The following is a 14,251-nucleotide window of genomic DNA, read 5'->3' as shown; positions in this document are numbered from 1 at the left end:
GTCCCAGGCATGTGCGTCCACGACCCCATCCTCGCTCACGCCGGACCGGCCGTGAGCCGGCGGACGCCGTCGTTCGACCGCAGTGCGTCGTCCGCCCGGAGCGCGTCGACGCCCTCGAGCCACGGCTCGACCTCGGCGACGAAGCGCTCGGGCACCTCGAGCTGTGGCGTGTGCCCGACGTCCTCGAGCCACACCGTGGCCCACCCGGGGTTGCGCGTCGCCGCCCGCCGAGCCGCCGCGAGCGGCACGAGCCGGTCGCGGTCGCCGTGGACGAGGAGGACCGGCCGGTCGATGCCGGAGAGGAGGGCGTCGTAGCGACGCGGGCGGCGCAGCACTCCGAGGAGGGAGCGGGCCGCGCCGAGGAACTCGGTGTCCCGGGCGGGCAGGGAGCCGCGCCACTGCGTCAGCGTGACGCCGGCGTCGACGACCGCGTCGTCGGCGCGCGTCGCGTCGGCGAAGCAGAGGCGGACGGTGCCGAGGACGCGTTGCCGGTCGGTGAACCGGCTCTGCATCCGCGAGAGGAACAGCTCGCCGACGCGGGGCACGGCGTAGAGCGCGAAGGTCATCGCGACCTGGGGGTCCTGGCGCTGCCGCGGGTTGGGCAGCGCCGGGTCGACGAGCACCAGAGCGGCGACCCGCTCGGGCGACCGGGCGGCGAGCAGCAGCGACACCATGCCACCCATCGAGTTGCCGACGAGGACGGCCGGCGCGCCGACGACCTCGTCGAGGAACCGGCCGAGCACCTCGGCGTTGGCGTGGACGCTCGTCGAACGTGACCCGGCCGGCGTCAGGCCGAAGCCCGGCAGGTCGAGGGCCACGACGCGTCGGGCTGCCGCGAGCGCCGGGCCGACGTGGACCCAGTTGAGGTGCGAGCCGCCGAGGCCGTGCACGAGGACGACCGGCGTGCCGGACGCGTCACCCTGGACGGGAGTGCCCTCGGGCGGGCTGAACTCCACCCAGTGCACCGGCCCGTCGAGGTCGGTGACGTGGCTGCGGCCGCCCCAGGGCGCCGCGAGGTCGAACGGGGCGTCCCCGGGGATCGCGCTCACCCCTGCAATGTACAAACCTCAGTCACCGGGAGTGGCCCGCGGGCGCTGCTCGACGAGGCCGACGAGGTTGCCCTCGGAGTCCTTGACGAAGGCCATCCACTCGTCCGTGCCGGCCGGTCCGAGGGTGTCGTCGTCGTGGCCGAAGATGACGTGCGGCTCGGTCTCCACGGTGACGCCCGACGCGCGCAGCCGCTCCACGGTCGCGTCGATGTCGTCGACCCGGTGGTAGAGCAGCGTGCTCGGAGCGGCCCGGTCGAGCAGCAGCCGGACACCGCCGAGGTCGAAGAAGAGCAGGCCCGGCGGGTCGAAGGAGGCGAGGGGCGGGGTGCCGAGCAGGTCGGCGTAGAAGGCCCCCGCGCGGTCGAGGTCCTCGGCCCGCTGGGCCACCTGGATGAGTTCCATCCCCCGACGGTAGACCGTCGGGTCCGCGTCGAGGGGTCTCAGCCCCGGCCGCTGCTGAAGGCGGCGTCGAACGACGCGCTCGGCGGCTCGAAGTTGAGCCGTCGGACGTGCTCGAGGGCCTCGGGTGCACCGACGAGGCGGTCCATCCCCGCGTCCTCCCACTCGATGGAGATGGGGCCGTCGTAGCCGATGGCGTTGAGGGTCCGGAAGCAGTCCTCCCACGGCACGTCGCCGTGCCCGGTCGAGACGAAGTCCCAGCCCCGACGCGGGTCGCCCCACGGCAGGTGCGAACCGAGCCGGCCGTTGCGGCCGTTGCCGATCCGCTTGCGGGCGTCCTTGCAGTCGACGTGGTAGATCCGGTCCTTGAAGTCCCAGATGAACGCCGCCGGGTCGAGGTCCTGCCACACCATGTGGCTCGGGTCCCAGTTGAGGCCGAACGCCTCTCGGTGGCCGATCGCCTCGAGCGTGGCCTGCGTCGACCAGTAGTCGTAGGCGATCTCGCTGGGGTGGACCTCGTGGGCGAACCGCACGCCCACCTCGTCGAAGACGTCGAGGATCGGGTTCCAGCGTCGGGCGAAGTCGGCGTACCCCTCCTGGATGACGTCGTCGGACACCGGCGGGAACATCGCGACGTACTTCCACACCGCCGAGCCGGTGAACCCGACGACGGTGTCGACGCCGAGCTTCGCCGCGGCACGCGCCGTGTCGGCCATCCGCTCGGCGGCCCGCCGGCGCACCCCCTCCGGGTCCCCGTCGCCCCACACGGCCGCGGGCAGGATGTCCCGGTGTCGGTGGTCGATCGGGTCGTCGCACACGGCCTGGCCGACGAGGTGGTTCGAGACGGCCCACACCTTGAGGTCGTGCTTGGCGAGGATCTCGAGGCGCGACTCGACGTAGCCGTCCTCGGTCAGGGCGCGGTCGACCTCGAAGTGGTCGCCCCAGCAGGCGATCTCGAGGCCGTCGTAGCCCCATTCGCCGGCCAGGCGGCACATCTCCTCGAAGGGAAGGTCGGCCCACTGGCCGGTGAACAGGGTGATCGGTCGAGGCATGTGAGTCTCCTTGGCGCTGTGGGTGCTCGGGGTCAGGTCGCGGGAACGGCTGCGGGGACGGCTCCGGGAACGGTTGCGGCGACGGTTTCGGCGACCCGGACGCCGGCAGCCCCCAGGACGAGGTCGTGGACGTCCGTCGCCGCCACCGTCTCACGGCCCAGCCCCGCGTCGGACGTGAGGAGCAGGGGCCCGTCCTCGGGGTCCTCCGGCAGCCGGCCGTGGCTTCCGCGCACCCATCGCGGGTCGAGGGGCACGACGCTCATCGCGTACCTCAGGCCGACCTTCTTGCGCACGAGCGACAGGGCGGCACGGGCCTTGGCGGAGCGGTCGGCCGGGTCGAAGAACAGCTCGGCCGGGTCGTAGCCGGGCTTGCGGTGGATCTCGACGCCCCGGGCGAAGTCGGGCGCGCGACGGTCGTCGAGCCAGTAGTAGTACGTGAACCACGCCCGCGGCTCGGCCACGAGGACGAGGTCGCCGCTGCGCTCGTGGTCCAGGCCATGGGCGGCCTGCCCCGCCCGGTCGAGGACGAGGTCGATGCCGGGGACGGCAGCGAGCAGCGTCCGCACGTGCTCCAGGCGGGCGGGGTCGCGCACGTAGACGTGCGCCACCTGGTGGTCCGCGACGGCGAAGGCCTCGGACGCCCACGGGTCGAGGTACTCCATACCGGCCTGCGTGTGCACCTCGAGGAGGCCCTCGCGGCGCAGCACCCGGTTGACGTCGACGGGTCGGTCGACCTCGGTGATGCCGTACTCGCTGACCACGACGACGGCGGCGCCCAGCCGTTCGGCGTCGTCGAGGAGCGGGGCGAGCACGGCGTCGAGCTCGGCCGCGGCGGCCCGTGCCTCGGGCGACGCGGGCCCGAAGCGCTGGAGGTCGTAGTCGAGGTGCGGCACGTAGGCGAGCGTCAGGTCGTGCTCGGGCAGCAGCATCCGGGTCGCCTCGACGATCCAGCGGGAGGAGGCGATCGAGGCGGTCGGGCCCCAGTACTGGAAGAGCGGGAACGGGCCCAGCCGTTCGACGAGCCGGTCGTGCAGGGACACCGGGCGGGTGTAGCAGTCCGGCGACTTGCGCCCGTCGGCGTGGTAGACCGGCCGCGGCGTGACGAGCGAGTCGACGTCCATCCCCATCGCGTACCACCAGCAGACGTTCGCGACGCGGGCGCCGGGGCGGACGCGGCGCAGCGCGTCCCAGACCTTCTCGCCCTGCACGAGCGCGTTGTGCTGCCGCCAGAGGAACACCTCCCCGAGGTCGCGGAAGTACCAGCCGTTGCCGACGGCGCCGTGCTCGGCCGGCATCCGGCCGGTGAGGAACGTCGACTGCACCGAGCACGTGACGGCCGGCAGCACGGTGCCGAGGGTCGCCTGTGAGCCCCGCTCCGCGAGGCGCCGCAGCCGCGGCATGTCGCGCAGCGCCCGAGGGGTCAGGCCGACGACGTCGAGGAGGAGGACGGGGCGCGGGTCGGTGCTGGTGGAGGTGCTCATGCGGGCTCCTTGAGGCCGAGGTCGATGAGGGTGTCGCGCAGCCACGCCAGCTCGCCGGCGATGCTGCGGGCGAGGCCGACGTCGTCGCGAGGCCGGTGCCGCTCGGGCACGACGGCCCACGTGTACGTCTCGACCTCGAGGTGGTCGGTGCGGACGGTCTCGCCACCGACGAGCACCTCGAGCGAGCGACGCAGGTCGTCGGTCGTCGCGGTGAGTGGCGGCTCGGGGGCGGTGCCCAGCGGCACGTGGAAGTGCACGCGCCACGGCTCGTCGGCGTGCGCGCCGAGCGGGCGGCGGCCGCCGAGGGCCTCGCCGAGGTCGTCGCGGGCACGAACGAGGCCGGCGAGGTCGCGCGAGCGCACCTGGTGCAGGAACCGCTCCTCGTCGAAGGACGCGAGGGCGGCCCGGGTCGCCGCGTCGGTCGGGTCGGCCGCGTGCAGCCCGGCGGAGACCTGGGCCTTGGCGACAGCCATGCCGGACGCGTCCAGCGCGGCCACGGCGCCCGTCGCGTCCTCGAAGCCGACGGCGAGGTGGCACAGGTCGAGGCACGTGCCGATGACGTCGCGGTCCCAGCCCCGGGTGCGCTCGACGAGGTCGGCGACGGTCTCGATGACGCACCCGGGCTCCGGCTCGACGGCGACGCGGACGGACCGGCCCGTCGAGTCGCACAGGGCGTGCAGGTGCGCGGCGAGGCGCTCGAACTGCTCCGCTGCGAGGGCCTGCCGGTCGCCGAACCACGGGTGCCGCCAGCCGAGCGGGAGCGTCGAGATGCTGCCGCGGGCGGCATCGTCCGGCAGCAGCCGGACGAGCACGTCGGCGAGGTCGCTCGTGTAGCGCAGGCGCGCCGGCTCGCTCCAGTCCGGGTGGTAGACGCGGTGCTTGACGACCGGCTCCTGGAACCCGCGGTACGGGAAACCGTTGAGCGTCACGACCTCGAGGCCCCGCCGGTCGAGCTCGCAGCGGAGGCGGTCGGTGAGCGACGGGTCGCCGGCGAGGGCACGCGCGACGGGGGCGCTGAGCCACAGGCCGAGGCCGAGAAGCTCGAGCCCGAGGTGCCGCCGCACGGGCAGGGCGAACCGCTCGAGCTGGCCGACGACCGTGTCGAGGTCCTCGCCGCCATGGACGTTGGTGCAGTACGCGACGTGCACGGTCGTGCCGTCGGCGTGCCGGAGGCGCACGACTACTCCCTCGACCCGCGCAGCACCGAGTTGCCCTCGTACGTCGCCGTGCCCGCGCCGACGAGGCCACCCTCGGGGCGGTCACCGTCGGCGTCCTCGGGCAGCTCGAGACGACCGCTCTGGGCGAAGAACTCGACGGGGTTGCGCCACAGCACGCGGTCGACGTCGTCGTCGGTGAACCCGGCGCGCAGCATCTCCTGCCCGGTGCGCCAGGTCTTGAGCGGGTCGCTGTTGCCCCAGTCGGCGGCGGAGTTGACGAGCATCCGGTCGAGACCGTGCTCGCGCAGGATCGCGACCATCCGCTGCTCGTCCATCTTCGTGTCCGGGTAGACGGAGAAGCCCATCCAGCAGCCGGACTCGGCGACGACGCCCACCGTCACCTCGTTGAGGTGGTCGACGAGGACCCGCTGCGGCTCGAGACCCGACTCGCGGACGACGTCGAGGGTCCGACGCGTCCCCGCGAGCTTGTCGCGGTGCGGCGTGTGGACGAGGGCGGGCAGCTCGTGCTCGACGGCGAGGGCGAGCTGGGCGGCGAAGGCCTCGTCCTCCTCCGGCGTCATGCTGTCGTAGCCGAGCTCGCCGACCGCGACGACCCGGTCCTTGACGAGGTAGCGGGGCAGCTCGGCGAGGATCTCGCGGCAGCGGGCGTCGTTGGCCTCCTTGGGGTTGAGGCCGATCGTCGCGTGGTGCGCGATGCCGTACTGCGCGGCCCGGAAGGGCTCCCAGCCGAGGAGCGCGTCGAAGTAGTCGCAGAACGTGCCGACGGTCGTCCGCGGCTGGCCGAGCCAGAACGAGGGCTCGACGACGGCGCGGACGCCGGCCTCGTGCATCCGTCGGTAGTCGTCGGTGGTCCGCGAGGTCATGTGGATGTGGGGGTCGAAGATGCGCACGGCTGCTCCTCAGCGGTCTCGGGCGCCGACGGGGTCGGTGGTCGGGGTGGTGTCGGGGTGGGTGCAGGCGGCGAGGACGGTCGAGGCGTCGGCGGGCACGGTGCGGCCGGCGGCCAGCCGTTCGGCGGCGTAGTCGGTGACCATCCGGGCCAGCTCGGCGTCGGCCCGCTCGACGAGACCGGCGACGGCAGCCACGGGCACCCCGGTGAAGAGCACCTTGAGGACGGCTTGCCGCCACGCGTGCGCGTCGAGGTGCCGCGCGGCGTACGGCCCCAGCGCAGCCTCGACCAGCCGGGTGTCGTTGGTGCGCAGGGCATCCCGGACGAGCGGTAGGCCGCGGTCCCCCAGCGGGTCGTGGCGGTCCGGCGCGTCCAGGGCGTCGAGGGACCCCAGCACCGCGAGCCGCTCGGCCGTGTCGCCACGCTCGTAGAGGCGGGCGACCCGGCGGGCGATGTCGTCGGCAGGTCCGGGCACGGCGAGCAGGAGCCGACGTCGGTGGGCGGCGCCGTCCACCCCGGCGCGCGCGGCGAGGCGTGCGGCGGGCGGGAAGTGCCGGTCGATGGAGTCGGGGTCGCGGGCCACCTCGACCAGGGCGGCGTCGAGGTCTGGCTGGGTCGCGGTGCGGGTCACGAGGTCACCTCCTGGAGGCTCGGGTCGGATGCGGTCCGTCCTGCGGGAGAAGCCGCCGCGGGGCAGGCGGCGGGACGCGCTGCCGCCCGCTGCGCCTCACGGAGGAAGCGGAGGCTGTCGGCGGCCAGCGTCGGCGCCGCCCACGCGTGCCGCGGCAGCTCGACGGAGACGAGGCCGCGGTAGCCGACCGCGTGGAAGGCGGCCAGGACCGGCGGCACGTCCACCTCGCCCTCGCCGAACGGCAGGTGCTCGTGGACGCCGCGCCGCATGTCGTCGATCTGCACGTTCGCCACGTGGGGGCCGGCCGCGAGGACGACGGAGGCCGGGTCCTCGTCCTCGACGCAGCGCAGGTGGCCGACGTCCATGGTCAGGCGCAGCCGGTCCGGGTCGCCGAGCCGCCGGCGCAGGGCGAGCACGTCGCCGACGCGCTCGAGGACCATGCCCGGTTCGGGCTCCACCGCCAGGTCGACGCCGTGCTCGACGGCGACCGGCAGGACCCGGGCGACTCCGTCGTCGACACGCCGGAGCAGCTCGGCGCGCGGCACCCCTCGCGGCCCCAGGCCGCTCCAGCAGGAGACGACCGGCGCGCCGATCTCGGCCGCGATGCGGATCGCCCGCTGCAGCAGGTCGACGCGACGCTGCCGGCCCTCGTCGGACACCAGTGTCGGCTCGTGCTTGCGTCGCGGGTCGAGCAGGAACCGTGCCCCCGTCTCCACGACGACGTCGAGGGCGTAGCGGTCGAGCAGGGCCCGCACCCGCCGGACCCGCGCGGCGACGTCGCGGGCGAACGGGTCGAGGTGCGCGTGGTCGAGGGTGAGCGCGACGCCGTCGTAGCCGAGGTCTGCGAGGAGGGCGAGCGCGTCCTCGAGCCGGTGGTCGGTGAACCCGTTGAGGCCGTAGCCGAACCGCAGGCTCATGTCGGCGACACCACCCGCATGGCGAGGCGTCCGACCGGCACCGAGGCCGCGAGGGCCAGGGCGAGCTCGGGCCGTCCCCGGCCGGCGACGAGCGAGCCCTGCAGTGGCACGAACCCCCGGATGCCGTGCCCCGTGGCGCGCCGGACCGTCGCGGCGTCGGGCGAGCGGGCCGCGTCGAGCTGGGCCGGCAGGACGCCCCGGGCGTACCAGCCGGCCAGCGTCGTCGACAGCACGACGGACCCCGCGCGCCACGCGCGCGTGCGGTGCCGAGCACGCGACGGCCCGTCGAGGGCCGGCGCGAGGGCCGGCGCGAGGGCCGGCGCGAGGGCCGGCGCGAGGGCCGGCGCGAGGGCCGGCGCGAGGGCCGCCGTCGCGGTGGCGACCGCGGCGGTGCCGAGCGCCACGGCCCTGGCGGTGGCGGCGGAGCCGCCGTGCACCTCGCCGCGGCTCAGGGCGGTGACGCCCGCGGTGTGGGCACCGACGAGCACGGCCGGCGCGGCGGCCGCTCGGACCCCCGCCACGCCGCCGGCGCTCGCCCCGAGGACGACGTCGAGGGCACGGGTCGAGGCCATCGTGGCCACGCCCACCGGCCCGTCCTTGGGGCCGAGGTCGTAGGCCCACACCGCCGCGGCGAGGACGCCCGCGACGGCTGCGCCGACCCGTCCTGCCGCGAGGCCGGCCACGGCGACCCCGCCGACCGTCAGGCCGGCGGCCACGCCGAGGGCGGTGCCGGCCGGCACGCGTCCGGACGGGATGGGCCGTTCCGGACGCTCGGTGGCATCGACAGCGCGGTCGGCCCAGTCGTTGAGCGCCATCCCGGCCCAGTACAGGCATGTCGAGGCCAACGGCAGCAGTGCGGTACGGCGCCCGCCGGGCCAGCCCGCCGCGGCCGCGCCGGCGAGCGTGTCGCCGGGGACCGTGAGGGCGGCCGGCGCACGCACCAGCTCCGCGAGGTCGCGCAGGGTGGTCATGACGATGCCGATGTCGATGCCGGTGCCGTGGTGCCGCGGACCCAGCCGCGCAGCGTCTCGAGCTGTGCGGCGAGCCCGTGCTCGTCGGAGCCGACGGGGTCCTTGAAGAAGAACCCCCACTCCGGCACGGAGCCGACGACGCCGCGACGCAGCGCGAGGTCGGCGAGGCGGGCCAGGTCGATGACGAGTGGTGCCGCGAGGGCCGAGTCGCAGCCCTGCCACGTGAACTGCAGCGTCATCCGCGTCCCGAGGAACCCCGAGAACGTCACGTGGTCCCACGCCGTCTTCCAGTCGCCGAGGTCGGTGATGTTGTCGATGTGGACCGGGCCCTCGACCGGGTAGCCGAGCATCGCCTCCAGTCCCTTGGCCTTGCTGCGCGACTTGCTCTCGCGGGCGTCAGGGTCGGCAAGCGTCGCGCCGTCACCGCCACCGAGGAGGTTGGCCCCGGCCCATGAGCGCACCCGGAGCGAGCGTGCGGCGAACATCGGCGCCAGCACCGACTTGACGAGCGTCTCGCCGGTCTTGCCGTCGCTGCCGCCCCACGGCACGCGGAGACGCTGCGCGAGCTCGGCGAGCGCCGGGAGCCGGGCGCCGGTGGACGGGGTGAAGTCGACGAACGCGGCACCGGCGAGGAAGGCCGCCGCCGCGTAGACCGAGCTGGACGGGAGGGGCGAACCGCCTGCCGCCCAGGCCGACTCGAGCGCCGAGAGGGAGGCGTGGGACGCGTCCTCATCGACGGGCGGCTCGGTCGAGGACACGTTGGCGACGACGACGCGGTCCAGGCCCTCGGCCCGACGGAAGGCCTCGATGTCGGCCGCGACGCGGCGCGCGGCGTCGCCCTGCGTCTCGGCGCCGGGCGCGTAGCCGGGCCGCAGCCGCGTCTCGACGCGTTCGAGCTCGTCGTGGACGAGGGGCAGGGCGGTCGCCGGCACGACACCCGCGTCGGCGAGCGCGGCGGCCCGCTTGACGAGGGGCACGTCGGCGACGTCGTGGCCGCCGAGCACGAGGCGGTCGAGCCCGACCAGGTGCTCCCGCAGGCCGGGCTGCTCGGTGACGAGCCCGTCCGGGCCGTGCTCGCCGATGCCGCCCGCGGCGACCAGGGCCAGGCCGGTGGCCACGGTCGTCGCGACGCTGCCGCGCGCGCCGACGAGCCAGAGCCCGGTCCGTCCGACCGGGTGCTCGACCGGCCCGGTGCTGTTGTCGTTGCTCATCTCGATCTCCTTCGATCTGGTCGGGTCCCCCGGTGGGGGCCCGGGTGGCCCGGCGGCGGGGGCCGCCGCCGGGTCACCGGGTCCTCACCTCAGCGAGGCGATGACGGCGTTGCCGTCGCGCTGGAGCGCACCCCGTGCCGCGGCGTCCGACACGTTCGCCGGCTGGCCGGCGAGGGCGACGAACTCCTGCAGCTGCGAGATGGCCGCGGCCGGGCGGCCACCCGCCACGTGCCGGGCGGCCTGCTCAAGACGCTTCTCCAGGAGCGGCTCCCCGACCTTCGTCACGAGTCCCTCGCGGGCCAGGCGCTCGGTGAGGGCGGTCAGCTCGGCCAGCGACGTCGTCGTGGTGAACGTCGTCGTGGTCGTGCGGACGAGGCCCGCCTTGTCCTTGGCTGTGACGACGAGGGTGTGGCTGCCGAGCGGCAGGCGCCACAGGGCCAGCGGCTGGTCGGCCGCGACCGTGGTCCCGTCGACCGTGGCCGTGACGGTGTCGATGCCGCTCGTGGCGTCGGTCGCCGTCCACCTGACGTCCGTCGAGTTGCCGACGGACGCGCCGTCGGTGACCCCGGAGACCGCCACGGTGGGCTGCGTCTTGTCGAGCTTCACCGTGACGGAGCCGACCTCGGAGACGTTGCCGCCGTTGTCGGTGGCCCGGTAGAGCACCGTCGTCGTGCCCTCGGTCGAGACCGTGAGCGCGATGTTGGCGTTGACCCACGTCGCCCCACCGTCGGTGGAGCGCTGGCGGGAGGCGACGGTGCCGTTGTCGGTCGCGGTGACCGTCACGGTGACGTTGCTCGTCCACCAGCCGTTCGCGCCGTTCGGCGTCGCCGGGCTGAGCGTCGCCGAGACGGTCGGCGGCGTCTTGTCCGCCACCCCGTCGCCGACGAACGAGAGGGCGTCGAGCACGACCCCGCCCGTCGAGGTGACGAAGAGGCGGCCGGTGCCGGCCGGCTTCGACGACAGGACCGCCGCCGTGTCGGACCAGCCGGTGCTGTCCACCGCGACCGTCCCGAACGGTGTCGCCGTCGGCGAGTTCCAGCGCAGCGACAGCGTCCCCTGGCCCGACGCGCGGGCCGTGATGCCGGTGATGCCGACGAGGTTGGCCGGGTCCCAGCCGAGGTGGTCACCGGCGTCGAGCGAGGTGACCTTGCGCAGGCCGCTCGCCGTCGTGTCGCCGACGATCTCGACGCCCTGGGCCAGGTCGGCCCACTCGGCCTCCTGCTTCTTCGGGTTGAGGACCAGCTGCTCGGTCGTGGTCGCGGCCGGGACGCCGGCGTGACCGTTGTCGGTGTAGGTGATGACGACGACGCCGAAGATGTTCTCGGTCTCGCCGTGCTCGGTCGCGTCCGCCGGGGTCGGGATCGCGAACTGGCAGCCCGTGCCCTGGCTCAGCGGGTGGGCGTGCGCGTCGTGCCCGAGACCGAAGGTCCACGTGACGCGCGAGCACACCGTGGCGCTGCCGTCCTCGGGGTCGGAGGTCGTGACGTCGAACGGCACGGCCTGGCCCCAGTCGAAGAAGGCGCCGTTCGGGGGCGTCTTGATGGTCACGGTCGGTGCGACGTTGCCGACCGAGATCGACGTGCTCGTCAGGCCGCTGCGGCCCTGCGGGTCGGTGACGCGCAGACGAGCCGTGTACCTGCCGAGCTCGGTGTAGGTGTAGGACGCGGTGGCACCGGTGGCGTCGAACGTGCCGTTGCCGTCGAAGTCCCACTGGTAGGTGAGCGCGCCGCCCTCCGGGTCCTTCGACGCCGAGGCGTCGAACTGCACGGTGAGCGGGGCGTTGCTGCTGCTCACCGGGCTGGCCGCGATCTTCGCCTGCGGCGCCTTGTTGCCCGGGCTGTAGTCGATCCGGTAGAGGCCGGCGTCGGGGTTGGCCCGGAAGAAGCCGTCACCGTAGTCGAGGACGTAGAGCGACCCGTCCGGGCCGAACTCGACGTCGATCGGGCTGTCGGTGATCGGCTGGCCGTTCGTCTCGAGGGCCTTGTTGGGCAGGACCTGCTCGATGTGGTCGACCGGGCCGTTCGGCCACTGCACCGTGAAGGCCGCGAGGTAGTCCTGGGAGAACTCGGCGAAGAACGCCTTCTTGTCCCAGTACGCCGGGAACTTCGTCGTCGACGGGTTGTCGGCGTCGTAGTGGTAGACGGGGCCGCCCATCGGGCCCTGGCCGCCCTGCGGGTCGAAGTCGGTCAGCTCGGGCCACGGCTGGTCGGTGGACCGGTCGCCGTAGTAGAGCGTGGCCGTCGTGGCCGGCGGCACCTGGGGCAGGCCGGTGTTCCAGCGCGAGTTGTTCTGCGCGCCGGCGTTGCAGTCGAACCACGGGCCGGGCGTGGCCGTCGCGAAGTTCCACTCGTTGTAGTTGGCGTTCGGCCCGTGGCAGTACGGCCAGCCGCCGTTGATCGGACGGTCGATCGCCGTCGTCATCCACTCGACGTAGCCCATCGGGCCGCGCTGCGGGTCGGCCGCACCGGCGTCGGGGCCGTAGTCGCCCCACGTCACCGAGTTCGTGCCCGGGTCGACGTCCATGCGGAACGGGTTGCGCACGCCCATGACGAAGATCTCCGGGCGCGTCTTGGCCGTGCCGGGCGGGAAGAGGTTGCCGGCCGGGATCGTGTAGCTGCCGTCGTCCTCGACGTGGACGCGCAGGATCTTGCCGCGCAGGTCGTTGGTGTTGCCCGCCCCACGACGCGAGTCGAAGCCGGGGTTCATGCCCGGCGCGTCGTTGTTCGGTGCCATGCCGTTGGCGCCCGGCGTGCTGGCCGGGGTGTTGTCACCGGTCGAGAGGTAGAGGTTGCCGTCGCCGTCGAAGTCGACGTCACCGGCGACGTGGCAGCACTGCCCGCGGTTCGTCTCGACCTTGAGGATGACCTGCTCGCTCGAGAGGTCGAGCTTGTCGGCGGCGTCGTCCCACTTGAAGCGGCTGAGCTGGTTGTAGCCCTTCCACTGGTCCCAGTACGACGCGTCGGCCCCGGCGGGCAGGGTGTTCGGGGCCGAGCCCGTCGGGGTGCTCGTGACGTACGGCGCCGTCATCGTCTTGGGCGCGTAGTAGAGGTAGACCCACTTGTTCGTCGCGAAGTCGGGGTCCAGGGTGACGGTCTGCAGGCCGTCCTCGGAGTTGTTGTAGACCGGCACGGAGTTGACGACCTTTGTGACGCCGGTGTCGGGGTCGACGAGGCGCACGTCGCCGTTGCGGGCGGTGGTGAGCACGCGACGGTCGGGCAGGACGGCGAGGTCGATCGGCTCGCCGGTGTCCTTGGTGAGCGTGATCTTCTCGTAGTTGGACCAGTCGAGGGCGGGGTCGTCGCCGTGGTCGACGCCGTCGTGGGCGAGCGCCGGGGACGCGAGCACCCCGCCGAGGGTGGTGAGGGCCAGGACGGTCGCGGCAGTTGCCGCAACCGCCCTCCGGCCTCTGGAACGACTTGTAGCATTCATCGGTACGTCCTTCTTGACAGAGACGGGCGAAGCCGGTCCCCGGGGAGCGCGCCGCTGCAACGGCCATGCACTCCCCGGGGGTCGGTGTACTGCTGTTCCGACGCGCCGGGGCCTCAGCCGCGGAGGGCGGCCATGTTCTCGTAGCTGATCCGCGCGAACTCCAGCGACTGGCCCGGGTTGGCCGCGCCGCCGGGAGCGGTGTCCTGCTCGTACATCGGGTTGTGGTAACCCTTGGCTCCGGTCGAGCTGAGGAACGTCGTGTAGTCGATGTCACCCGTGCCGAAGGGGACCATCTCGTAGCCGTTGGCCAGGTCGGGCCGCGAGTCGCCGTCCTTGGCGTGGAACAGCGGGAAGCGGATCGGCTGGGCCTGGACGACGCCGAGCGGGTTGAAGACCGAGGCGACCGCCGTGCCGTCGGGCGCCGTGTAGGCCGTGTGCTTGAACTTGGCCACGTGCGCCCAGTAGATGTCCATCTCGAGGTAGACGTACTCCGGGTCGGTGTTGGCCAGGAAGTACTCGAGCCGGCGGATGCCCGACGAGCGGGTCGGACGGCCCAGGGCGTCGAGCGCGCCGCTGTCGAGCAGGAAGCTGTACGCGATGTCGTGGTTGTGCGTGTACAGCTTGAGGCCGTGTGAGGCCGCACGACGACCGAGGACGTTCCACCGCTCGGCAGCGGCGGCCCAGTCGGCGACGTAGGCGGAGCCGGTCGGGTCCGAGCCGGTGCCGATGTGCTGCATGCCGAGGATGTTCGCGACCTCGCAGGCGGCGTCGAACTGGGCGAGCGTCGCGTCGTTGACGACCGACGGGATGGTGCCGTGGTTGCCCTCGGCCTCGAGGCCGTTGTCGTCGAGCCACGTGCGCAGCAGCTGGGCACCGGCGACGTTGTTGACGTTGCCGCCGGGGGCGTTCGCGTGCTGGTTGAAGCCGGCGAACTCGACCTGCTTGTAACCGATGCGCCCGAGCTCCTCGAAGACCGCCTTGAAGCCGGAGGCGAAGGGGCTCGTGGCCGGGTCGCGCGAGATGGCGTCACGGACGGTGTAGAGG

At 73.6% G+C, this 14,251-nt stretch carries 12 protein-coding genes; all 12 read right to left on the bottom strand.

Annotation, left to right across the window (positions count from 1 at the left end; all coding sequences use genetic code 11):
* Positions 1-35: 35 nt before the first annotated feature.
* Positions 36-1,049, bottom strand: a complete 1,014-nt coding sequence (locus tag ACR9ZK_RS16615) for an alpha/beta fold hydrolase (RefSeq protein WP_481343058.1) — start codon at positions 1,047-1,049, stop codon at positions 36-38.
* Positions 1,050-1,067: 18 nt separating this feature from the next.
* The gene (locus tag ACR9ZK_RS16610) at positions 1,068-1,451 is read right to left on the bottom strand and encodes a VOC family protein (protein ID WP_481343057.1); all 384 of its coding nucleotides are present in this window, start codon (positions 1,449-1,451) and stop codon (positions 1,068-1,070) included.
* A 38-nt stretch (positions 1,452-1,489) separates the two neighbouring features.
* A complete protein-coding gene (locus tag ACR9ZK_RS16605) occupies positions 1,490-2,500 on the bottom strand; it encodes a sugar phosphate isomerase/epimerase family protein (protein WP_481343056.1) in 1,011 nt (336 codons plus the stop codon).
* A gap of 32 nt (positions 2,501-2,532) precedes the next feature.
* Positions 2,533-3,981 (bottom strand): alkaline phosphatase family protein, encoded by a 1,449-nt coding sequence (locus ACR9ZK_RS16600; protein ID WP_481343055.1) that lies wholly within the window; start codon positions 3,979-3,981, stop codon positions 2,533-2,535.
* A complete protein-coding gene (gene eboE / locus ACR9ZK_RS16595) occupies positions 3,978-5,159 on the bottom strand; it encodes a metabolite traffic protein EboE (protein ID WP_481343054.1) in 1,182 nt (393 codons plus the stop codon). Before eboE ends, ACR9ZK_RS16600 begins: the two co-directional genes overlap by 4 nt.
* 2 nt (positions 5,160-5,161) lie before the next feature.
* Entirely contained in the window at positions 5,162-6,049 is an 888-nt protein-coding gene (locus ACR9ZK_RS16590; RefSeq protein ID WP_481343053.1) for a TatD family hydrolase, read from the bottom strand.
* A gap of 9 nt (positions 6,050-6,058) precedes the next feature.
* Positions 6,059-6,679: an EboA domain-containing protein gene (locus ACR9ZK_RS16585; RefSeq protein ID WP_481343052.1), complete on the bottom strand. Its 621-nt coding sequence runs from the start codon at positions 6,677-6,679 to the stop codon at positions 6,059-6,061.
* Entirely contained in the window at positions 6,676-7,596 is a 921-nt protein-coding gene (locus tag ACR9ZK_RS16580; protein WP_481343051.1) for a sugar phosphate isomerase/epimerase family protein, read from the bottom strand. The genes ACR9ZK_RS16585 and ACR9ZK_RS16580 overlap by 4 nt, the downstream gene beginning before the upstream one ends.
* Positions 7,593-8,567 carry an SCO3242 family prenyltransferase gene (locus tag ACR9ZK_RS16575; protein WP_481343050.1) on the bottom strand — a complete coding sequence of 325 codons (975 nt, stop codon included), beginning with the start codon at positions 8,565-8,567 and terminating at the stop codon, positions 7,593-7,595. Before ACR9ZK_RS16575 ends, ACR9ZK_RS16580 begins: the two co-directional genes overlap by 4 nt.
* On the bottom strand, positions 8,564-9,778 hold the full coding sequence (locus ACR9ZK_RS16570) for an inositol-3-phosphate synthase (RefSeq protein ID WP_481343049.1): 1,215 nt from the start codon (positions 9,776-9,778) through the stop codon (positions 8,564-8,566). Before ACR9ZK_RS16570 ends, ACR9ZK_RS16575 begins: the two co-directional genes overlap by 4 nt.
* Before the next feature lie 84 nt (positions 9,779-9,862).
* Positions 9,863-13,123 carry a PQQ-dependent sugar dehydrogenase gene (locus ACR9ZK_RS16565; protein WP_481343048.1) on the bottom strand — a complete coding sequence of 1,087 codons (3,261 nt, stop codon included), beginning with the start codon at positions 13,121-13,123 and terminating at the stop codon, positions 9,863-9,865.
* Between the two features lie 197 nt (positions 13,124-13,320).
* A partial coding sequence (locus ACR9ZK_RS16560) for a sugar phosphate isomerase/epimerase family protein (RefSeq protein ID WP_481343047.1) occupies positions 13,321-14,251 on the bottom strand: 931 nt, incomplete at its 5' end.

The organism is Monashia sp. HAY1-5C (assembly GCF_056755255.1).
Note: the sequence above shows the minus strand (reverse complement) of the source record. Positions and strands in the feature narration are given on the sequence as shown.